The 23,327-nt window shown below is 39.7% G+C and carries 13 protein-coding genes; 9 read left to right on the top strand and 4 right to left on the bottom strand.

Annotation, left to right across the window (positions count from 1 at the left end; translation table 11 throughout):
* The first annotated feature begins 772 nt into the window (after nt 1-772).
* The 3 genes from ACIQ2D_RS00420 to ACIQ2D_RS00410 are packed head-to-tail and all read left to right on the top strand — an operon-like array spanning nt 773 to nt 3,819.
* The gene (locus ACIQ2D_RS00420) at nt 773-1,273 is read left to right on the top strand and encodes a DUF4358 domain-containing protein (RefSeq protein ID WP_402857731.1); all 501 of its coding nucleotides are present in this window, start codon (nt 773-775) and stop codon (nt 1,271-1,273) included.
* Between the two features lie 6 nt (nt 1,274-1,279).
* Nucleotides 1,280-2,665, top strand: coding sequence for an MBOAT family O-acyltransferase (locus ACIQ2D_RS00415; protein ID WP_402857728.1), 1,386 nt, complete (start codon nt 1,280-1,282; stop codon nt 2,663-2,665).
* Between the two features lie 14 nt (nt 2,666-2,679).
* A complete protein-coding gene (locus ACIQ2D_RS00410) occupies nt 2,680-3,819 on the top strand; it encodes a DHHW family protein (protein WP_402857725.1) in 1,140 nt (379 codons plus the stop codon).
* A gap of 118 nt (nt 3,820-3,937) precedes the next feature.
* Here the strand turns inward: ACIQ2D_RS00410 and pgeF are convergent, their stop codons facing one another.
* Nucleotides 3,938-4,702, bottom strand: a complete 765-nt coding sequence (gene pgeF, locus ACIQ2D_RS00405) for a peptidoglycan editing factor PgeF (RefSeq protein ID WP_402857722.1) — start codon at nt 4,700-4,702, stop codon at nt 3,938-3,940.
* 133 nt (nt 4,703-4,835) lie between these two features.
* Between pgeF and ACIQ2D_RS00400 the strand changes: the two genes are divergently transcribed.
* Both ACIQ2D_RS00400 and safA read left to right on the top strand, forming a co-directional pair.
* The gene (locus ACIQ2D_RS00400; protein WP_402857719.1) at nt 4,836-5,465 is read left to right on the top strand and encodes a transmembrane-type terpene cyclase; all 630 of its coding nucleotides are present in this window, start codon (nt 4,836-4,838) and stop codon (nt 5,463-5,465) included.
* 249 nt (nt 5,466-5,714) lie between these two features.
* A complete protein-coding gene (safA, locus tag ACIQ2D_RS00395) occupies nt 5,715-6,323 on the top strand; it encodes a SafA/ExsA family spore coat assembly protein (RefSeq protein WP_402857716.1) in 609 nt (202 codons plus the stop codon).
* 46 nt (nt 6,324-6,369) lie between these two features.
* Here safA and ACIQ2D_RS00390 read toward each other — a convergent pair whose 3' ends face one another.
* Complete coding sequence (locus tag ACIQ2D_RS00390) at nt 6,370-8,865, bottom strand: winged helix-turn-helix domain-containing protein (RefSeq protein ID WP_402857714.1); 2,496 nt, start codon at nt 8,863-8,865, stop codon at nt 6,370-6,372.
* A 352-nt stretch (nt 8,866-9,217) separates the two neighbouring features.
* On the opposite strand from ACIQ2D_RS00390, the gene ACIQ2D_RS00385 reads away from it, so the two are divergent.
* The 4 genes from ACIQ2D_RS00385 (at nt 9,218) to ACIQ2D_RS00370 (ending at nt 19,811) form a co-directional block, all read left to right on the top strand.
* Nucleotides 9,218-10,210: a hypothetical protein gene (locus ACIQ2D_RS00385; protein WP_402857712.1), complete on the top strand. Its 993-nt coding sequence runs from the start codon at nt 9,218-9,220 to the stop codon at nt 10,208-10,210.
* A gap of 211 nt (nt 10,211-10,421) precedes the next feature.
* Entirely contained in the window at nt 10,422-14,285 is a 3,864-nt protein-coding gene (locus tag ACIQ2D_RS00380) for an S-layer homology domain-containing protein (RefSeq protein WP_402857709.1), read from the top strand.
* Between the two features lie 502 nt (nt 14,286-14,787).
* Nucleotides 14,788-18,672, top strand: a complete 3,885-nt coding sequence (locus ACIQ2D_RS00375) for an S-layer homology domain-containing protein (RefSeq protein WP_402857706.1) — start codon at nt 14,788-14,790, stop codon at nt 18,670-18,672.
* Between the two features lie 161 nt (nt 18,673-18,833).
* Nucleotides 18,834-19,811 (top strand): VanW family protein, encoded by a 978-nt coding sequence (locus ACIQ2D_RS00370; RefSeq protein WP_402857703.1) that lies wholly within the window; start codon nt 18,834-18,836, stop codon nt 19,809-19,811.
* Between the two features lie 545 nt (nt 19,812-20,356).
* Here ACIQ2D_RS00370 and ACIQ2D_RS00365 read toward each other — a convergent pair.
* Entirely contained in the window at nt 20,357-21,997 is a 1,641-nt protein-coding gene (locus tag ACIQ2D_RS00365; protein ID WP_402857700.1) for a pyridoxal phosphate-dependent decarboxylase family protein, read from the bottom strand.
* 707 nt (nt 21,998-22,704) lie between these two features.
* Nucleotides 22,705-23,322 carry an HAD-IA family hydrolase gene (locus ACIQ2D_RS00360; protein ID WP_402857698.1) on the bottom strand — a complete coding sequence of 206 codons (618 nt, stop codon included), beginning with the start codon at nt 23,320-23,322 and terminating at the stop codon, nt 22,705-22,707.
* Between the last annotated feature and the right edge of the window lie 5 nt (nt 23,323-23,327).

Here is a 23,327-nt window from a genome sequence, read left to right as displayed (position 1 = left end):
GCAAAGTTTACGTTTCAAAGTTCTTAATAATTTAAAGCTAAAACCTAAAAGTTAAAGGTTCTTTAAAATCCTGGGTTTCTGGTTGAGGTATCGACTTTTCAGGACCGTCTGTCATCCACCAGGCAGCTTGTGCTGTGCAAAACTATAAATTAATGATGTGGAGTTTACATAAATGATTAAGCCCGATGAGTTAAAAGAATTCTCTTTTGCTCTCAAAATAAAAAGGTAACTTTCAGTAGTTTGAACTGAAGGTTGCCTTTTTTATTTGTTTACGTGATTATATCGACTCTCATGAAAAAAAACAGCGTTCGCGGAGTGGAAATCAGCACTCATTGAAACAATTCAGCGTTCGCGGAGTGGAAATCAGCACTCATTGAAACAATTCAGCGTTCGCGGAGTGGAAATCAGCACTCATGGACACAATTCAGCGTTCGCGGAGTGGAAATCAGCACTCGTGGAACCAATTCAGCGTTTGTGGAGTGGAAATCAGCACTCATGGACACAATTCAGCGTTCGTGGAGTGGAAATCAGCACTCATGGATACAATTCAGAGTTCGCGGAGTGGAAATCAGCACTCATTGAAACAATCTTTCAGGTCAAACATTTACAACTTCATTAACGATCCAAGTATGCCAAATCGTAAATAATACATACTATCTATGCACGCATAAAAATTTATAAATTGAAAATATTTATTTTTATGTAACGTTAGTAGACTACCTACGTCTAATCACTTTGTAATCAAATATTTATTAAAAAGGAGAGTTTTTTTATGAAAAAAATGATAGTAATATTGCTAACGATGGTGTTAGCGATGGTAGTTTCAGCATGCGGGGTAGGTAAGACTTCCACAGATGATAAAACCACAAATATTGAACCAAGTAAATCTGCAAAAGAAATGACAGAGCAAATGCTAACAGAAGTCGAGCAACCAACTCTAATGGAATTATCGGCAGAGGAAATGCAGAACCTATACAATATAGATCCTGCAAAACTAGAAGATTTCTCAGTTCGAATTCCAATGATGAACGTAAAATCAAATGAAATTGCCATTTTTAAAGTGAAAGATGCGAATGATCTTGCAGAAGTTGAAGCAGCTGTAAAAACTAGAGCAGAAAATGTCATGAAGAATTTTGAACAGTATCTTCCGGATCAATATGAAAATGCAAAAAATCATAAAATAGTTGTAAAAGGAAATTATGTGTTATTTGTTATTTCCGATCAAGCAGACGAACTTATTAAAGTTTATGATAGCTTCTTCGAAAAAAAGTAGGCAGCTATGGTATTTAGTAGCCTTCTTTTCCTATTTGTGTTCTTGCCGGCAGTTTTAACGCTTTATTATTGTTCGCCAAGAAGTATTAGAAATCTCATTTTATTTATCATGAGCCTTGTCTTTTATGCTTGGGGCGAGCCGGTATACATCGTGATTATGTTAGTGTCTACGCTGACGGATTATTGTTTCGGTTTGCTCCTTGATAAACCGAATATGACCGCGGTCAAACGCAAGGGCGTTGTAGCATGTTCTATTGTAGTAAATCTCATGCTGCTATCTTATTTTAAATATGCTGATTTTCTAATTCAGAATGTAAATGCGTTAATTGGGACGAATATCCCTTTAACCGAACTTCCTTTGCCTATCGGAATATCTTTTTACACGTTCCAATCAATGTCTTACATTATTGACGTCTATAGAGGGACAGCGAAAGCACAGCGCAATTGGATTGACTTTGGCACATATGTCGCCCTGTTCCCACAATTAGTGGCAGGGCCGATTGTGAAATATAACTCGATTGCAGAACAGCTCAAGCAGAGAACTGAAAACATGAAGATGTTCGCAAAGGGTGTTCGTAGGTTTACAATTGGACTCGCGAAGAAGGTGCTACTTGCCAACAATATCGGCCTGCTTTGGGATACAATTTCTAGTTCCAATCCAGAGTCGATGCCAGTGTTAACGGCCTGGCTAGGCATCATTGCATTTGCCTTCCAAATCTATTTTGATTTTAGTGGTTATTCAGATATGGCCATTGGTCTTGGGCTCATGTTTGGCTTTCGATTTAATGAGAATTTCAACAAGCCATATATTGCGCAGAGCATTACTGACTTTTGGCGGAGGTGGCATATCTCGCTTAGCAGCTGGTTTCGTGATTATGTCTATATTCCACTTGGTGGCAATCGACGAGGGTTAGCCATTCAAACGCGTAATATTTTGATTGTGTGGATGCTGACAGGATTTTGGCATGGGGCTAGCTGGAACTTTATAATGTGGGGCTTGTATTTTGGTGTCATTCTCTTTTTTGAAAAATGGTGGGGACTAGCATTACTTCAACGTGCACCACGCTGGATTAGACATCTCTATGCAATCATCCTCATTCTTATTGGATGGGTGCTATTTGCCTTTGACCAGCCTTCCTTAATTGTAGGTTATTTGGCTGCCATGTGGGGACTCAATGGTCAAGCGCTTTGGGATAACGAAACCGTGTATTTCTTTTATACAAATGCCGTGCTACTCATAGTATTGATCGTCGCGTCAATACCTATGAAGCAATGGTCAAAATCGAATGAATTATCGATAGCTCATCTTGCTTGGTATGGCTTTCTCTATTTACTTTCTGTTGCCTACTTGGTAGATGCCACATTCAATCCATTTTTATATTTTCGTTTTTAGGGAGGTAGAACTTTATGAAGCACATATCAGAGCGATTATTAGTTGTTGGATTTGTCGGTACAACTTTTCTAATCGCTATACTCTTTTTCATTTTGCCTCATCCACGTTTTTCCGAACTAGAAAACAGGTATTTACAAGCAGCGCCACAATTCACATGGGATAACTTGATATCCAAGAAATTTGCCGAAGAAGCGGAGAGTTTTATCACAGATCACTTTCCGTTTCGAGACAAGTGGCTATGGGTTAAATCAACGTCAGAACAAGCCCGTTTGCAACAAGAAAATAACGGCATCTATCACGGCAAAGATGGCTATTTATTTGAAAAGTTTTTAGAGCCTGACTATACAAAGGTTCAGCGATATACAGCTTCGGTAAACCGATTTGCAAGCAATCATCCAACAGTGAAAATTACTTTCATGCTTGCGCCTACATCGATTGGTATCTATCCGGAGCGATTACCTTGGTTGGCACCGTCGTATCCTCAAAGAGACGTAAATCGGTTTATCGGTCATCAAATAGATGATGGAATCACCTTCATTGATGGCTTAGATGTTCTCACACCGCATGCATCAGAATCGATTTACTATAGGACCGACCATCATTGGACGACATATGGCGCCTATTTGGCTTATGTTGCCTATGCGGAGCAGCGAGGATGGCAGCCACTTTCACAGAGGGATTTTTCCATTAAAACCGTGAGCGATTCATTTCTAGGGAGCTATCATACAAGAAGTCAGTTTACGGGTTTAACGCCGGATACGATTCAAACCTACATACCTCGTAATCCAGCTCCTACAGAAATGTACATCGCGGATACGAATCAAACTGTGTCAGGCATGTATGATGAGAATTTTTTGACGAAGAAAGATCAGTATTCTTACTTTCTAGGTGGGGTTCATGCGCTAATGAAGCTAACAACTGCGCTTGACCCGAATCAAATTGAACAAGATAAGCTACTAGTCATTAAAGACTCGTATGCACATAGTCTACTGCCGTTCCTCACAAATCATGTATCAGAAATTCATGTAATCGACCTTCGCTATTATAATGGCAGCATTACTAATTATTTGAATGAGAATGGCATTAAAGATGTTCTATTTTTATTCAACACAGCAACGCTAGTTGAAGATGCATCACTTTTGAAATTGAATTAAGTGGAGAAGGATTATTTCTTTGCCGAACGAATCACTCCTGCACAATACAGTCCCATTCAAAAAAGCACATCACGCAAAGGTGATGTGCTTTCAAAATTTACTTCGCGAAAAAAACAGGTCAATCTTTTTTCTTCATAATAAAACTTAAATGTCGACCACTTTGTTTATCTTCACGATAAGAGAAGCAGCTCGGGCTTACAAACGTACATGTTGTGTCTACTGAAATTTGCTGAGACGGAATACCCGCTAACTCACATTGTTTTTTCACAGTAAGCTGATTGTCAATGTGGTACTTCCCAGTTTCTTCATTAACATACATGAAGTCATCTGCGTAGCCAAGGTCTTTGAATTGCACATACACATCTGTATCGACTTCGAATTTTTCCTGACTTAGGGCCATACCAATTTGTACGTGAAAATCACTAGGGTTACAATTTTCCACTTCTACTAAGTGCTTAAATAATTTCAGTGTGATTTCTTTAACAGTACCTTGCCAGCCAGAATGAACGACGCCGATAAGGCCATTCGCTTCATTGTAAAAAATAACCGGGACACAATCGGCCGTAAAGCTGCATAATAACAAATTTGGCTCATACGTGTAGAGAGCGTCGGTGTCCATAATAGCAGTATCTGGATTGTCGGCACCTCGACCTTTATCAGCGAGTGTTACCTTATGAAAATTCGCGCTATGCGTTTGATGGGTACAGACAAAATGATCTACATCGCAGTGCAAGGCAGCAGCTAATTTCTGACGGTTCATTAGAACATTGTCGGTGCTCTCGCATATGTGGAGGGCCATGTTGTTGCTTTCAAATTCAGTCTCATCTTTGAGGGTAGTCCCTGCGATGAATTTCTCGTTGTCTACATAAATTTTTGTTTTCATCTCATCACCTTCCCTTAATATATAGTAAAAATTTGCGAATGTATAGGCTGACCTAAATGAATAGGGGACACCGATCTGTTCATATAGTAACAGAGGCGAGTAGCGGTTTTCATTAATTAAAAGGATGGTGTATTTGACAAGTCATATTAATTGGTTTTTTGTGTTGCAATTAGGGATGGCTCTGTTTTGGATTGTGACTTACATACTCATTATATTTCGAGGATTTCGAGATAAAGCGTATGGCATGCCGATGGTCGCGATTTGTGCCAATATTTCATGGGAGTTCATTTTTGCATTCATTTACCCACAAAATGATTTACAACAGAAAATCACGATGATTTGGTTTGCCTTGGATATTATTATTCTGATGCAATATTTAATGTATGGTCCAAAGGAATTCAAAAAATACCTTTCAAGGACTCTTTTTTATTCATCTTTCTTCATCACACTGGGCATTAGTTTTCTCATGATGCTGACAATCATACATGAAATTAATGATTTCGAAGGGAAGTACATTGCTTTTTCACAAAATTTAATGATGTCTGGCTTATTTATCTCTTTATTGTTTTGGCGAGGGAATTTGAAGGGACAGTCTCTAGCTATTGCGGTCTTTAAAATGCTAGGGACATTATGCGCTTCAATAGCTTTCTATCTTTATTTCGAAACAAGCCTAATCACGATTATTAGTGTTGCTATTTTACTATATGATTGTTTTTATATTGGCCTAGTTTACAAGTTAAATAGAAAAAAAATCACTCTCTAACGTTGAGAGTGATTTTTTATATGTATTGCTATGCCTTTAGTGGGGATATGTCGTAGTAATATATTCCTGTTACAACTATATTTCAAACGTATTACTGAGGCGAATTGCAAGAAAACCGTTACCAAGGCAATCATCACCTACATAGTTTCCACCGTAATAGTACTGTAAAAATTCTACCATATATTTAGGGATGAATTATGCTAGAAAACTATTTACTATGGTTGTAGACACACCGAAAGGAATGGGTAGATGTTTAATAACATAAAAAAAGTGGCGATGGCCTCAGTATTATCTTTATCTTTAGTCGTACCAATGACTGCGATGGCAGCAGGTTCATATACAGTAATTTCAGGAGATACACTTTGGAAAATTGCCGTTAAAACGCAAACAGGTGTACAGGAGTTAATCGATTTAAATCCACAACTTTCAAATCCGAATTTGATCTACCCTGGTCAAATTATTAATGTCCCTACAAATGAACAAGCGAGTGTAGAACAAGAAGTCATCAAGCTTGTCAATGTGGAAAGAGCAAAAGCTGGTTTACCAGCATTGAAAGAAGATTGGGAGCTTTCAAGAGTAGCGAAGTACAAGTCTCAGGATATGCGTGACCAAAACTATTTCAGTCATACAAGTCCAACATACGGTTCACCATTTACAATGATGAAAAACTTCGGCATCACGTATAAATCAGCTGGAGAAAACATTGCACAAGGTCAAAGATCAGCAGCTGAAGTAATGAAAGCATGGATGAACAGTGAAGGGCACAAATCCAACATCATGAGCAAAAACTTTACACATATTGGGGTAGGGTATGTAGCAGAAGGCAACTACTGGACACAAATGTTTATTTCAAAGTAATGAAGAGAAGGGCTGTTCCACCAAGTGATTGGGGGACAGCCCTTTTTTATTGTTTCTTAAAAAGAATCGCTTTTGTTCGTGATTTGACACCGAGTTTACTATAAATAGTCGATAAGTATACGCGAACGGTACCTTCTGATAGATCTAGCTGTTCCGCGATTTCACGATTCGTAACACCTTCAGCTAATAAATTAAACACTTCTTGTTCACGTGGCGTCAGTATATTGTCCAATTCAATGTTTGTGCTGTAAGTTATTTGAAGCTGTTGTAAATAATACAGCGAAATAGATTTCCGTTTAGAGCCATCCACTTGTAATTGTTTAAAATAACGTTCTAAAAGTGGATGAATTTCTGTCTCATCTAAAAACGTACGAATGTAGAAATATGGAGCTGCTTGCTCTAATGCTTCATGTAAAATGTTTAGTGCAACATCTGTATTACCTATTCTGTTATGACAAATTACCTCAAGAACCGACGCCTCCATAATAGTGGCAACTTGATGGTCTTGCTGTGCTTTTGTTTTCGTTTGAATGACGATCATTAAAGCATCCTCAGGTTGTTCTTTCAATAGTAATAATCGAGCGTACACAAGCATCCAAAAGGGTTGTTTTGTTTTCGTTGCTAGTAATTCCATCTCGGCGCTTTTACTATCACCTGCTAATACATAACAATATGCCTGCATGATACGGAGGGTCATTACCCAATGTTTTTCTTTGACCACATCCTTTACTTGCATCAGCATAGCCTGTGCAGAAATTAATTGCTTTTCGGTTATATAAATTTTCGCCTTTAATAAATACATAGGGATCAATAAGCCAGGGTCACTATACTGATGGCCGTATTGAATCGCTAATTCAACTTCTTTTTTTGCAAGATCTAGTAAGTTTCGTTCATATAAAGATTCTGCTGATACCCCATAGCTAAATGCTGTGATAATGGTAGTCGTTTCTCGAAAGAAATTGGCGATGGCTGTTCCATCCTCCATTGTCGGCAGTTTTCCTTTTGAGCCTATACTTGTACGTAATAGTTTATATTCGAAAATATTATATTGCATCGGTACTTCATCCCAACGAGAGGGCACAGCTCCTTTGGTATGTTGTTTTTGAATAATTTCTTTGGCTATTTGTAAATCTCCACCTGTCGATATGATGGCATATGCCTTTACAGTTTCATAAATATACGCTATTGCCTCATTTTCTTTCTTATCCATCCATTGCTCGGTATGTTGGCGAATTTCAAGCTCCTGCATAAGTGAGGAGGCTACATCTATATCTAATGTAGAAAGAGAAGTAATAACACCCATGACAAGCATTTCATAGGGAACTGTATAGGAATCACTTCGTAATTGATGTAACCAGCGCATAAAGGTAGCAGTTTGGCCAGCTAAGTATAGCTCAACAAGGTGTTCTGTGATCCATAAATCTGCCAGTTCGAAAAGATCATGTTGCAGTGCAAGCTCAATAGCTGAGATGAAATCCCCAATGTCATGCAAGAGAGTAGCAGTATCCGAAGCAAATTTCGTTACTTGTTGTACTGAATACCTTCTTTTGAATTCGCTTTGTAAAACTTCCGCAAACAAATGATGGTAGCGAAAAACTGGTTTTGTTGACTGTAATCGAACGATAAAAAGCCCTTTCTCTTCTAATTCTCCAAGCAGTTCATAGCTATCTATTCGCTGCGTAAGTTTATTACAAATAGAAGGTTCTAGCTCATTTAATAGTGATGTACGTAAAAGAAACTCTTGTGTAGGTGGTGAGAGAGTCGTAATAATTTCCTGCAATAAAAATTCAGAAACATATGGCTGTGCTTGCATATGCCAATGCCGTTCCGACTCTGGATTTGTAGATAAACTAGCCAATAATAAGCCTGCTATCCAACCTTCCGTCCGTTCCACAATGAGTTGAAGGGTTTCCTGGTTGTGTAAGGTTAAATTTTTCATGGCATAAAATTGTTTTGCTTCTTGATGGGTAAAGCGTAATTGATCCGTATTAAATTCACAAACCCATTGCTTGGCTCGCCATTTTGCAATAGGTAGTGGCAATGCTGTACGTGTCGTTAGATAAACGTGTACATGCTCAGGGAGCTGCTCGATAAATTGCGTCATCATTTGGTGAATTAGTGTGTTTTCTATTAAATGATAGTCGTCCATTACAATATGCAAGGTCGCTTCCATAGCATTGAATTCGTGTAAAAGTGCGTCAATTAGGAATTCAAAAGTAGCCACGTCTTGTGATTGAAAGAGTGGTTTGAGCACTTTGTCAAGCTCGGATTGACTAGCATGAGCCACTGCATGTACAACATATGTCCAATAACGAATTGGGTCATTGTCGGCAGGGTCTACAGATACCCATGCGATTTGCTCTTTTGTCTGTTTTAGCCATTGACTTAGAAGTGTTGTTTTACCATAGCCTGCGGGTGCCCGTAAAATCGTTACCTTTTTAAGCGTATTGTTGCTGAAAGTATCATAAAGCCGCGTTCTTTCCACTGCTTCAGACATGCTGTGTGGGACATTTGTTTTAGAAGAGAGTAGTAAGACTGACATCTTGTAGCCTCCGTATGTTCAAAAAAATAGATAGTGTGAACATCGTATTTTTAAAAATATTCTGAAATCCATCTAATGTATATACAATTCTAATATAAAATATACAAATTTTATAGATGTTAATAGTAAAACATTAACATTCGTCAGTATTGCATATGTAATTTCTAATTTACAGTAGAAGATAGGTACTAAGGAAAGGACAGTATCAAACTATAAGGAAGGAGTTTTTCTTTATCAACATTTAAAGATGTGGAATTCTAGGGGGATTTACATTGAACAATTTGCTACCTGTTGTAGCCATGTTCTCGAACGCAAGTACGAAATTTTTTAAAAAAATGGAGGTTAGTAATTTATGCACACTACAATTGATATCGATCTTAAGTTAAAACAGGGGTTCCGTTCTTTATTCCCGGATTATGCAACAAAGCTCGAGAAGGCAACTTCCCAAGAGGAAATCAATAAGCTTCAAGCTGCTTTTATTGAAGAAAGCAAGCAAGCTTTGGCTGATGCTCTAGGCAAGGATATCTCTGAATTGGTAGCAAGTGATCAAACAGCACCAATTCTTTTGAAAAAGGAGACTTATGAATTTCTCGTAAATGCGACTGGTGATGACATAAAAAATCAAATGAAAGTACTTATTGATGGTCTTGGTCGATTAAAAGGTATGGAAAATGACGAAGCAGGTATTGTGGCTGCAAAAATTCTTCTTTCTGGTGCGATAGGAATTGGCTCCTTAGCCACTTCAGCAGCTATAGCAAAATTGGTGGCTGGAGCAGCTGAAGCAGTCGCCGTTCTTGCTGGTGTTACATTTGCGACAGTTCAAGTAGTTGTCGCGGTTGCAACCCTTGTCATCGTATCTGTCATTATTCCTATTATTTATTTTATGGTAAAACCAGCAACTGCTCTAGTGTTGTTAATCAATGAATTGGACAAGCCTCTTACATTTGTAAGCGATCACAATGTAAGCGGCAAGCCAGTGCTAATGACAACGCCTATTCCGGAAGGTGTCGAAATCCCTGGGGCTGGTAAATACCCTGTATCAGGATTTATTGTGACGGAGAAGAAAGAAATGGCTTTAGTAGGAACACAATATGGCTTTACGATGAAATACGGCAATACAGGTACTCAACTTTCTTTCGGCGTAGAATGTCCGTTAACATCTATTATGAAAGATAATAACTGTTATTGTGCCATAGATGAAAATGCTGAGACAGTTGCTGTGAAGACTACAGATAAGAATAAGCAATTCTGGGAAGCAGAAAAAAACGGTCTCAAATTAAGCATTCGTTGCAATTCAGGAAACGGTTCAATCGCTTATTACGTAGCACGAGCATATAAAGCGTAGACAGAAGAATAGGCCTAACTATTTCACCAAATTTGGTAGATAGCTAGGACGAACTATTTTCAAATGTTAATAGTCGAACCATTAACATTCGTCAATATTGCAGAACTTTTTTCTGTTATATAGTGGATGTGAGCAGATTACCTTTTTAGAGAATGAGTGTTTGCACTCTTGTTCTGCTACAGTGAAAAAGAAAGATAGAGGGAGGATGATTATGAAAAACAGGCTTCATAAAACACTGTCAATGTTGGCCATCTGTCTATTACTCTCGCAAACCTTTTTCGGGAGTTTGCCAGTGTTCGCACAGACTAAAAGTAACGAATTGACCATTATGATGACGGAGAACGGACAGCCATATGTAGAAGGTAGCGTCGCGACAAGTCCTGTCACGATTCAAGTGTCGACAACTTCTCCTGATAGTGCGGGCATAGAACTATCACTAGATCTTGGTGCCACATGGAAATCATATGATCCAACTGAGCCACTACTATTGGAGGATGCGGGCGATCACGATATTTGGTTTAGGCTAATAGATCAAACAGCCATTGAAAAACGCCGTATTCAAATCGCCCCAGTTTCGGCGTTCCTTTCGACACAGGCAACTAGTGCTACAACAGCAGACAGCGCCATTATTTATGTGAATGAAGCATCGTCTGCTGGAGGGGATGGGGGAAGCTGGGCAACCGCTTACAATGACTTACAGGCGGCACTAGACCAAGCAACTGATGGCAATCAAATTTGGATTGCCACAGGAACGTATAAACCATCAAAACAGTCAGATGTAAAAGATTCTCGAACAGTTTCATTTCAAATGAAAAATGAAGTAGGAATTTACGGCGGTTTTGTAGGTACAGAAACTACACTAGCTGAACGAGATTTCAAGACAAATGAAACGATATTAAGTGGTGATATTGGTATAGTCGGCGATAATAAAGACAATGCCTATCATGTATTCTACCATCCACAAACCTTAAGTTTAACAGATACAGCGATTTTGGATGGTGTCACAATCAGTGAGGGCAATGCGAGTGTACCTCTTCTTAATGTTCCAGAATCTTCAGGAGGCGGCATGTACAATGCCAGTAGCAGTCCGACTGTAACGAATGTGAAGTTCATCGGAAATACGGCTTCTGTTTTTGGCGGAGGCATGAACAATTGGAGTAGTAGCAGTCCGAGCCTTATGAATGTGGAATTCATTGAAAATACAGCTAATGGTTTAGGGGGCGGCATGCACAATGATAGTAGTTCCGGTCCAACCGTAACGGATGTGAAATTCATTGAAAATACGGCTTTTAATGGAGGTGGAATGTCCAATAGTAGTAGCAGTCCGACCGTAATGAATGTGGAATTCATCGGAAATGAAGCTTCTGGAGTCGGAGGCGGCATGTTAAATTGGAGTAGCGGTCCAACCGTAACGAATGCGGAATTCATTGGAAATGAAGCTTTTTCTGAGGGAGGCGGCATGTTCAATAGTAGTAGTAGCAGTCCGAGCCTTACGCATGTGGAATTCATTGAAAATACGGCTGCTAATGGAGGCGGCATGTCCAATTGGAGTAGCAGTCCGAGCCTTATGTATGTGGAATTCCGCGAAAATACGGCTTCTTCTGAAGGAGGCGGTATGTACAATAGTAGTAGCAGTCCAATCGTAACGAATGTGAAATTCATTGAAAATACGGCTTCTGATGGAGGAGGCATGTACAATAATTATAGTAGCAGTCTGTCCGTAACGAATGTGGAATTTCACGGAAATACTGCTTCTTCTGAAGGAGGCGGCATGTTCAATAGTAGTAGTAGCAGTCCGAGCCTTACGCATGTGGAATTCATTGAAAATACGGCTGCTAATGGAGGAGGCATGTCCAATTGGAGTAGCAGTCCGAGCCTTATGTATGTGGAATTCCGCGAAAATACGGCTTCTTCTGAAGGAGGCGGTATGTACAATAGTAGTAGCAGTCCAATCGTAACGAATGTGAAATTCATTGAAAATACGGCTTCTGATGGAGGAGGCATGTACAATAATTATAGTAGCAGTCTGTCCGTAACGAATGTGGAATTTCACGGAAATACTGCTTCTTCTGAAGGAGGCGGCATGTCCAATAGTAGTAGCAGTCCGATCCTTACAAATGTCACGATGAGTGGCAATACAACGAATGGTAGTAGTAAAGGAGCTATCTATAATAATTATAGTTTTCCTAAAATTAACAATAGCATCATTGTCGGAAATAACGGCCCAGCAATTGAGGGGCAAAGAGGAACGATTGAAAATAGTCTGATTGATGATGAGGAAAGCGGAATTGTAAAGTGCAAACTGTATGATCGTACAGGTACGCCTGGAAGTGCTGTTACTTATACAGCAGAAGAAATTTTCATTCGAACTGACCTTACCAAGGCAAATTATCGTTTAAAAGCAGATTCACCCGCGATTGATAAAGGAGCTTTATATCAAGAATTAGCACAAGTTACAAAGGACCTTGATGGTAATGATCGGATTCAAGGAGCGAGCATTGATTTAGGTGCTTATGAATATACTCCTCCATCTGCCTTAACAAATTTGCGGGCACCTGCGGGAGATAGAGAAGTTGCATTAATGTGGGACCCTGCACTTGACCATGCGTCCTATGAAGTATATCAGTATGAAGGACCAATTGCTCCAAATGATGAGCAACAGTGGCAGCTTGTGAATGGTAATGTAATCATTTCACAACCCACTCACATCGTCTCAGGTCTAACAGTTGGTTCGACTTACTGGTTTAAGGTGAAGGGAATTAGTAAAGAAGGCTATGAAAGTAACTTCTCACAAGTTGTATCCGCAATACCCTTTGCTGCAATAACGAGTTCGAATAGTATGCCACTTTCTGTAGAAAAAGGTACAAAAGTAGAGGATATTTCGTTCCCTACGACTGTAGACATTTCTTTAAGTGATGGTACGACATTACCTGCTATTTCTGTTGCTTGGGACAAGACAAGTGGCAGTTACCAATCAGACAAAGCGGGGACGTATACATTTACTGGGGAGTTACAAAACTTACCGAATCATGTGTTGAAGAAGTCAGTCGAAATTTCTGTTCAGGTATCGCCAAGTGCAAATGTAAGCTTGAAGAGTATTCATTTGAATGGCAGTGAGATACCGAACTTTGACGGACAAACGCTCGACTATACGGTTTCAGTCCCTTATGAAACAACATCTGCCAATCTGACGACAGAAACGGTCGATGCAGATGCGCGAGTGACAATCACTGGTGGCAATCCACAGAGCTTACATGTAGGCGATAATGTGGTGGAAGTGGTCGTGACGGCGGAAAATGGGGATTCAAGTACTTACAAAGTCTCTATCAAACGAGAAGCGAAGAAAACACCAACACCAGACCCTGGCGAAAATGGGGGAACAACCCCGAATCCGACACCAAATCCTAGCGGTAATGGGGGAACAACAACAGAGCCGACACTGAATCCAACTCCAGAACCGAAGCCGGAATCAAAACCAAAGCCAAAGCCGGAGTTAAAACCAGAACCAACCCCAATTCATTTTTCTGACATCGCATCAGATCACTGGGCGGCAGATTTTATTCACCAAGCAGCAGCGATGGGCATATTTAAAGGATATGATGACGGACGTTTTGGACCAAATGACAACTTAACACGCGCTCAGTCCGTATCCATTCTTGTGCGGATGCTTGGGTTAGAGCCTAGTTATACATCAAGCTTCACAGACATCCAAGGCTACGCGAAAGAAACACAAGCTGAAATAAACGCCGCCTACCAATTAGGACTTGTGAAGGGACAAAACGGTAAGTTTAATCCAACAAGCGAAATTACTCGCGCACAATTTGCGTTAATTTTGTATCGCGCATATGAAATGTTAACAGGCGAGCCATACAGCCCAACGCAAATCGCTCCATTTGGTGACATTGGCAAGTATGATGAAGAAACAAAAAATGCAATTTCTATGCTACATGAACTTGGCATCGCAGACGGCTTGGAAGGCAACTTCATGCCAAGCAAGCCTATCACACGTGCACAGGCAGCAAAAATACTTGTCAACACGGCAAAAATATTGGAACAATTAAAGAGTAGTAAATAAATAATAGGGCATCTAGAAGCTGAAATTTCAGCTTTCAGATGCCCTTTTTTTCTATTACATCATGAGCTGAGCAATCATTTTACAAAATAGTCCTTTTCTCTTATTTTTAAAATATTCTATTTTTTTAACCTAAATTTAACCTTTGCTATTTATTCTAGTTAAGAATGATGCAATATGAGTGTTTTATTTTGGGTAGTTATTATCTTTTTGAAAATTAATATGCGTACCATTAACATTCGTCAGTATTGCATAATCATTTCCTATTCTAAAGTGGAGTTGAGACGCTTAGAAGAGATAAGTATTTAAATATACAAGAAAGGGGGCTTACGAAAAGGTGGATCTAGGATTTTGTTATAGAGGTGTTGATAGAATACGAACCTAGATGCCAAGTAGGAACTTACTAACTAGATTGCTGTTAGTTGAAGTAATAGAAAATGCTGTGCGAAGGATAATAGAGTTGCTTATTGAATGTTTAATAGCAACGTTCAAGGAGGGCAAATGAATGAAGAAAAATAAACGGGCGGGATTAGTAGTTCTAATTTTATTATTATCTGTAATAGTCCCTGATTTTGCACCACTTGCTGTAGGACGTACAGTAACAAAGACTTATACAGCCACCGCGGATACGATGCAATTAAATGGCCAAGCGCAATATAACGGCATTTATGATAATTACGGTGATGGTTATCTTTATGTAGGCATGAGCAATAATGACGGCTTCGTCAATGTTCAGAATAGAACAGGCGTATCCTTCAATCTAGGGGCGCCAGAGGGGACTATCGTGTCTGCAGAGCTGGTCTTGACGGTCGCTACTGTTCTCAGAGTTCCTAACCATAATTTGTATATGGAAGTTAGGGGATCCGCGGTGAATGATTTGAATCTGGTAACTTTCCCCTCTGTAAATACGATTAGTTCCTATGCAGATAAATTCACAGCGAAGAGCATTTCTGAGGTGCCAATGGGTACTTATCTTCAGAATCAGACAATTACGCTTAATGTTAAGAGTGCTGTCGATGCCTTTACAGATGGCTCTGATCGCAAAATAACCTTGACACTTAACGGGAATGAAGCCGATGCGGATAGCGGGAAATTTTTATTGTACTCCTTAGAAGCTTCGAATGCTGCATTTCGCCCGAAACTAGTCGTTACTTATGAGACTGGACCTGTCAATACTCCTCCTACAGGTTCTTTCACGATTGCTGGAGGAGCAGCGACAAGCTCCAGCACAATCGATCTATCTATAACGGGATCAGATCCTGACGCTGGTGATCGTGTTACCCATATGAGATTTGCGGATAGCGTAGCTAATTTATCGATGGCATCTTGGTTGCCTTTCAGTGATAGAGCAACAACCAGTCTCACAGGAGGAGATGGAGCGAAGACCATTTATATGCAGTTGAGGGATTCCAATAATGGGGTCTCAGCCAATTACTCTCAGACCATTCTATTGGATCAGACACCACCAACAGGTACATTGAACATTAATAGTGGTGCTACATGGACGAATTCAAACACGGTCACTTTGAATGGAACCTATTCAGATGGAAGCGGCTCAGGAGTTACGCATGCACGTCTCTCTAATAATGCTGGTAGTTGGGAGACTAGTTGGTTCAATATAGCTGAATTGAACGGGAAGTCTTGGACTCTGCCGACTGGAGAGGGGGGTAAAACCGTCTATGTACAATATAAAGATAATGTCGGCAATACAAGCAGCTCAACGATCAGCAGTACCATTACGGTTGATACAATAGCTCCTATTATTTCGAATGTAGTGAATAACAAAGCATATACCAGCAAAGTTAATCCTCTATTTAATGAAGGCAGCGGATTGCTTAATGGGAGCCCTTATACCAGTGGTACAGATATTACGCAGGATGGAACGTATACGTTGATTGTCAACGATTCAGCAGGCAATAGTGCGACGGTGAGCTTCAGTATTGATACGGCGTTACCCATCGTGCTTGGAGTAACGAACGGCGGAATATACAATACGAGCAAAACGATTACCTTTAACGAAGGAACAGCAACCTTAAACGGAGCTGCTTTTGTTAGAGGTGCACAGGCTTCAATTGATGGTGTGTATACTCTGATTGTAACGGATACTGCAGGTAATGTTACAACAGTAAACTTCGAGATTGATAAGGTAGCCCCTATAGTGACAGGGGTTACAAACAATGGAAATTATAAAGAAGCTGTCACGGTTAATTATAACGAAGGAATAGCAACATTGAATGGCTCTGCGTTTGCCAGCGGGACGGAGGTTGATCAGGATGGCAGTTATATCCTGATCGTAACGGATGTGGCAGGAAACGCAACTACCGTAAGTTTTAAGATTGACACAGTAGCTCCCACGGTTTCGGGCGTAACCGCTGGAGGCAAATACAAAGAAATGGTAACGCCGAGCTTTAACGAAGGAACGGCAACGTTGAATGGCGTAGCCTTTACCAGTGGGACGGAAATTGATCAGGATGGCGGTTATACTCTTGTCGTAACGGATGCAGCAGGCAATGTGGCAACCGTGAGTTTTGAGATAGATATGACTGCGCCAACTGTGACAGGAGTAAGCAACGGTGGATCTTATAACTCGAAAGTAACTGTTGGCTTCAACGAAGGAACAGCGACACTGAACGGAGTGGCCTTTGCTAAGGATACAGAGATTGATAAAGATGGAGCCTACACGCTTGTTGTCACAGATGCGGTAGGCAATGTAACAACGGTAAACTTCACGATTGATACGACAGCACCGAGTGTAACAGGAGTGTCTGACGGTGAGGTTTACAAGAATAAGGTAACTGTCGGATTCAATGAAGGAACAGCGACGTTGAATGGAGTAACTTTTGCTAGTGGTATGGAAATTAATCAGGATGGTAGTTACACGCTGGTCGTAACTGACGCGGTGGGCAATGTAACGACAGTTAGTTTTGAGATTGACACAAAAGCTCCAATTATTACTGGAGTAACTGCTGGTGAGGTATACAAAGCGAAGGTAGCGCCTATCTTCAACGAAGGAACAGCGACGTTGAATGGAGCAACTTTTACCAGTGGTACGGAGATTGACCAGGATGGAGACTATGAGCTTATCGTAACGGATGATGCAGGTAATGTAACAAAGATTAAATTCATCATTGATAGAACTCCGCCCACAGGAACTGTGATTATTGATGGAGGGGCTGAGTGGACGAGCGTGAAAGATATAAGCCTTGCCCTTAATGGTGATGACGGAAGTGGCGTTGAAGAGATGCGCTTTTCTAATAACAATCTTGACTGGAGTACCTGGGACCCATTCAGCACCACAAAGGCGTGGATTCTTGAAGCAGGTGACGGGGAAAAAACAGTCTATGTACAATTTAAAGACAAGATTGGCAATATAAGTGGAACGATGATTACCAGTAAAATTAAGTTAGATCAAACAGTACCCACAGGAACGATTGCCATTAATAGTGGTTCTGCTACTACTAATAGCAAATCTGTGACGCTTAGTCTGACTTCATCTGACGGCGTGGGAAGTGGAGTCACTGAAATGCGTTTTTCTACAGATGAGCTAACTTGGTCAGCATGGGAAAAAGTAGCGCTCACAAAAAAGTGGGATTTAGTAGGGAATGCTGGGCAAAAGAAGCTTTACGTGCAATATCGTGATGCTGCGGGGAATTTAAGCGTTTCAAACATGGCATCAATTGAGTACAAGACTAGCAGTGGTTCAGATAATGGTGGCGGTGGCTATAATCCGACACCGGAGCCAAGCCCAACACCGAATCCGACACCAGTAGAGCCAAAGCCGGAACAACCAGCGCCAACACCGACAGAGCCAACGAAGCCAGTCCCAACACCAGAAGGACCGAAGCAACCAGAAATGCCTGAAGAGCCAAAGTCTAGCATTACATTCAACGATATTTCCACGAACTGGGCAAAGGACATGATTGAAGACATCGCAGCACGTGGCATTATCACAGGTTACCCAGACGGCTCATTCCGACCAAATGAACCAATCAGACGCGAGCATGTAGCGGTGATGTTTGCTCGTGCTTTTGAGCTAACACCAAAACGCGAGGCCACTCAGTTTAGTGATGTACCAACAAGTCATCCTTACTACGATGCCATTACAAAATTACAGCAAGCAGGCATCATAGACGGCTCAAACGGCAAATTCAATCCAAACGAACCGCTAACGCGTGCACAACTAGCGAAAATACTTGTGCTCGCATTTGGTTTAACACCAGGCGGCACAAGCACATTCCAAGACGTGCCAACAACGCATTGGAGCTATGACTATATTGCGGCATTAGCAGACGTCGGCATTGCACTAGGCGACAACGGTAATTTCAGACCAGATGAGCCAGTGACACGCGCGCAATTCGTGGCATTTATGTACCGAGCACTTAATTTATAAAAATAACACGCTACAAAAGTGAGAATCTAAACTTTTGTAGCGTGTTTTCCTTTGTAAATAAGTTAGTAGCCATAAATAAAAGTGAATGAAAATAAACACACTACGATATATAGACGAATAAGATGTGTCTGAAGAAGTACCTTAGAGGTAGGTGTTCGAGAGTGAAGAAAAAATGGATGGCTACACTTTGTTTAGTAAGTGCAATTGGATTAGCAGGATGTCAGGGGAAATCAGAGAAAGAGCAAAAAATAAACGACTCGGCACAACAAATCGAGGAAATAAAGAAGCCAGTTACCTACGAAGTAGATACACAAGAAGTCGTCAATATCGTCGATCCAAATACATTGGAAATCATACACACGCTATCGCCGCAAGACCTAGGTTATGATGAGGACTTTGAAACGTATAAAAAGAAAATTGAACAATTAGCAAAAGAGTTAGCGAGAGGGACTGACACAGAAGCGGGTTATGATCAGCGAATGGTGCTTGATCGGATGGATGAAAAAGGACAAATCATTAAAGGAAGTCCAATGATTCTTTTAAAAGAAAGTGAATTGGTGGAGAAGATTCTCGCTGTATCAGGAACTGGCGGGAATGTTGAAATGCCCTTGTATGTCACAGAAAGCGGCTATTATTTAGAAGATATTCCTTACTTAGAAGACGTAGTCGTTGCCTCCTATACAACGTATTTTAACACTACGGACGCTGGCAGAAACAAAAACATTGAGCTGTCAGCACAAGCTATTAATAACGTCATCGTTGGCAGTGGCGATCAATTCTCCTTTAATACAGTAGTAGGTCCAAGAGATGAGGCGAATGGCTATCAACCTGCGCCTGAAATCATCAATAAAAAAGTAGTGATGGGCATTGGGGGAGGTATTTGCCAAACCTCCTCAACACTTTTCAATGCAGTCGATCAGGTACCTATTAAAATGGTAGAAAGACACCACCATTCATTAGATATAGGTTATGTACCAAAAGGAAGAGATGCCACCGTATCGTATGGTGGATTGGACTTCAGATTTCAAAATACTAGCGACGTTCCATTTTTAATCAAGGCAATCTACGGTAAAGACTTTCTGACAGTGGAAGTAAGGACATCGGAGAGATATGAAGAGATTTTAAAGAAGCCCCAGTAAGCTAAAAATAGTAATTGGTAGAAAAGATGTTGGTTTTCTCATAATCAAAAGTCTAGGACGATATTTGTTTAAAGTACGAATTAGAATGCTTGTTGTTAGAGTGAAAGCTGGGTGAGCCTTGGGGAATTAGCGTCCTAGCCGGAACGGAAATCAACTCCTCAAGGCCTGATGTATGCAGATTTTAATTACTATAAACAAAAATAATAAAGGCTGTTGTAGAAAGTCACTTTTCACTGACTTTTTACAACAGCCTTGCGTACATAAGAATCAATTATTTATAGTTCGGATGGACAGTTCATTAATCGATTGATACATAATGCTGAATGCAGTACCGGCAAAATTGAATGTTTCAGCACGATCTTCTAAGTTTTTCTAGCTACAAGATATGTCATTTACTGCAAAAGTGGACTTTTACTTAATAGAAACAATGTGTTTTTTAGTCTGTCGCCGCTAATTGTGAACTTTGGCCGTTTGCACGGCACACAGCAGATATCGTGGATTTGGATAGCAGCAGTTAACATTCAATATCTGTGTGTGGTGATGTGCTACATTGAAACAGTTGCGACAGGTTGTAAATGCTTCAAACCGTATTCGAGTGATTCGATAATAGTTGGAATATGCTTAACTTCTGTATAAGGTGAGATTGAGAACACCTTTGCTGCAGCAACAGGTACAAAATCATTTGTATCTTGCGCTTTTACTGTGCAAATACGTGTCGTATCGCCAAAGAATACAGTATCTCGATTTTCTCCTAATATTTCAAATAGTTGATTGTTTAATTGGTTTACATGGGTAATTTGTTCTTTTGTCATAAGACCGCCTTGTTCTTTGTCCCAATCAAAGCCAGTAGGGTAATAACGGAATACTGTAACTGGTCCTATATTGTGTGGGTTGACAACCTCAAGAGGTAGGTTTGACTGCTTCAATTGCTTTCGGAAAGCGACATTCACTCTTACATAGTTAGCAAGAATTTTTTGGTATCCCTCTTTCCCAAATGCTTGTAATGCAGCATAAATTGTAATTGAACTACCCATACGAGAGCATTCAAGTGTGTAACCTGTATGGTATGACCCATAGCCACGATTCCCTACATACGGCGTCTCAAAATCATCTAAATCTAGTAAACCAAGGCTTTGACCATCCTTTACTAAAAATAAGCTCGTTAAATACGGTGTTTGCCCCAGTTTTTGGAAGTCGAAGCATAGCGAATCAGCTAACGATATATGTCTCATTTTTTCAGTAATTTGTTGTAAGCCTTCAAAAACGTCCGCTTCAAAGTGAAGTGGGTTTAGCGTATAATCATAGTCATTAAAGAATGCATAAAAACCGCCTAATGCTGAATCAGCATGGATGTGGATTGGTTTTAATTGGTGCTTTTCTTCAATCTCTGTTGCGATTTTCTTAATGATTGAAACATCATCAATAGCGAAATGGTCTGTTGCTCCTGTAGTTGCTAAGATATAGACAGGGATACCGCCTTTTGCGATTACTTCTTCAAGTCGCGCTTGTAAATCTTCCATATCCATAGTAAGGTCTTTGTCAGCTTTAATGCGGATCAAATTGTTACTACCAATGCCTACAGCTTCAACAGATTTCAGTAAGCTATAATGTGCATTTTCTGAAGCAAAGCAATATAAATTGTTCGGCACACCTTCTTCTTTGGCATGAGGGAATTGCTTGGCAATTGCTAATCGTAAACCACTAAACACGGCACCTTGTCCTCCCCATGTTGTGTAACCATAGCTTTTTGTGAAATCATAGCCAACAAGCTTAGACATCATAGAAATGACTTTTACTTCACACTCTGCACCAGCAGGTCCATATACATCCCATAAATTGTTCCCATTGAGTAAGGTAGTTGTCAGCATACCTAATATGCCTGGAACACTTGCCATTGGCATTACATTTGACACGAAATTATGTGACACGTAAGGATGGCCCTGCATCAATTCAGTAAGTTCTTCAACCACCATATCTAATGATGAACCAGTAGTGGGAACAGTAGAATTTTCCATGAAGTCTAGGTAAAGTGTTGGAGAATATACTTTCTTTTCGCCTAGAAAGGCTTTATTTGGATTCTTTAATAAATCCATTGCTGTTAAAATCTTTTCAATTTGGTGTAAGATAGCGTTTCTTTGTTCCTTGTTGCCATCTTCGCTTTGAAATAGTTGCTGGATATCGTTCATTGAATTATACATCTCTTTTCTAATTTCTTTTCTTCCTAAATTATCCTTCTCAATAGTAATACCATTATATCGAAATATTAATAAATACAATCTACTGATTTTTTTTCTTCCAACAACAAAAAAGGTAATGTCTCTAATCAACAAGACCCTAAATGGAAATACCAAATGCAAAATAACACTATTTTTAAGTTTTTTTATAATAATAATTTTTGTTTTGTACTCTGGAAAACGTTCCATATCCTGTCGTACATAAGATATGAATGATTCCCTGCAATATTGTGTAATGCTGGTAGAATCTCGCACTAAAGAGGACCGAGAAAATTCATTAACTATACTTTATATCTATATATTTTCATAATAAATAAATTATACTGATAAAAATATTTTCAGTTTTGTCGGCCGAAGGAGTCTCGACTTCAGCGGGAAATAAAAGAGAAACGAGACAATGCTCGGAGCGTAGCGATGGGAGCTAATGTTTTATAAGTGAAAGTGAGCATACCGTAGAGGATATCAACCTACCACTTTAATAAAAGTGGTGAAAATTAGTTAATCAAGATACCTGAAATAATAGGATAGACATGATATTTGAAGGAGTAGTAGATGAAAACTAAAGTAAAGAAAGTAGTGATGGATTTCAAGATTCCAGTCATGGCACAGAATAGATTCTACAATAAAGCTGAAAATTTACGCATAGTCTAGTAGCTGTGCTAGACTATGTCCAAAATTTCAGCTGGGGCATACACTTTGTAGTCCGGTTTTTCGGAGCGAACGACTTCAATAGCATCATACCCCCAGCTAACCCAAATAATTGGGATACCAACCTTCTTACAGGCAACAATGTCTCGTTGCTCGTCACCAACATATATCACCTCTGAAGGCTTCAAATGTTGATCTTTTAAGTATTTATGAATAATTTTATCTTTGCCAAAAATACGACTAGAGCAAATTACATTTGTGACAGTGTCAATTTTGTTCAATTTTAAAAATTCTAAAATATTTTCTTGATCATTAGAAGAGATGATGCTGATTGTGTAACCTTTCTTTTTGAGCTCTATTAACAAGTCTTTCATGCCATCAATAAGGTGGACATCCTTTATGGATTGGCGGTATAACCGATAAAATTGAGGAATAAAGATGGGCATTTTATACATTGGAAAGTTAAATAATTTACTACGCTCCATGATGGATAATTTTTTCAGAGATTCTAATTCATCGAGCTTAATCTTTTTATAATGATATTTATCGGCTAAGGTATTCCACGCAGACATAAAAACCTGTGTAGAATTGGCTAGTGTGCCATCAAAATCAAAAATGATATGTTTCATGGGTA

Source organism: Lysinibacillus sp. NPDC097287 (genome assembly GCF_044761695.1).
Classification (GTDB): domain Bacteria; phylum Bacillota; class Bacilli; order Bacillales_A; family Planococcaceae; genus Lysinibacillus.
This window is presented reverse-complemented; position numbering and strand designations above follow the sequence as displayed.

Excerpts from the sequence above, each read along its gene's own strand:
- ACIQ2D_RS00420 (WP_402857731.1), top strand. The coding sequence starts at position 773 with ATGAAAAAAATGATAGTAATATTGCTAACGATGGTGTTAGCGATGGTA.
- ACIQ2D_RS00415 (WP_402857728.1), top strand. The coding sequence starts at position 1,280 with ATGGTATTTAGTAGCCTTCTTTTCCTATTTGTGTTCTTGCCGGCAGTT.
- ACIQ2D_RS00410 (WP_402857725.1), top strand. The coding sequence starts at position 2,680 with ATGAAGCACATATCAGAGCGATTATTAGTTGTTGGATTTGTCGGTACA.
- pgeF (WP_402857722.1), bottom strand. The coding sequence starts at position 4,702 with ATGAAAACAAAAATTTATGTAGACAACGAGAAATTCATCGCAGGGACT.
- safA (WP_402857716.1), top strand. The coding sequence starts at position 5,715 with ATGTTTAATAACATAAAAAAAGTGGCGATGGCCTCAGTATTATCTTTA.
- ACIQ2D_RS00390 (WP_402857714.1), bottom strand. The coding sequence starts at position 8,865 with ATGTCAGTCTTACTACTCTCTTCTAAAACAAATGTCCCACACAGCATG.
- ACIQ2D_RS00385 (WP_402857712.1), top strand. The coding sequence starts at position 9,218 with ATGCACACTACAATTGATATCGATCTTAAGTTAAAACAGGGGTTCCGT.
- ACIQ2D_RS00380 (WP_402857709.1), top strand. The coding sequence starts at position 10,422 with ATGAAAAACAGGCTTCATAAAACACTGTCAATGTTGGCCATCTGTCTA.
- ACIQ2D_RS00375 (WP_402857706.1), top strand. The coding sequence starts at position 14,788 with ATGAAGAAAAATAAACGGGCGGGATTAGTAGTTCTAATTTTATTATTA.
- ACIQ2D_RS00365 (WP_402857700.1), bottom strand. The coding sequence starts at position 21,997 with ATGAACGATATCCAGCAACTATTTCAAAGCGAAGATGGCAACAAGGAA.
- ACIQ2D_RS00360 (WP_402857698.1), bottom strand. The coding sequence starts at position 23,322 with ATGAAACATATCATTTTTGATTTTGATGGCACACTAGCCAATTCTACA.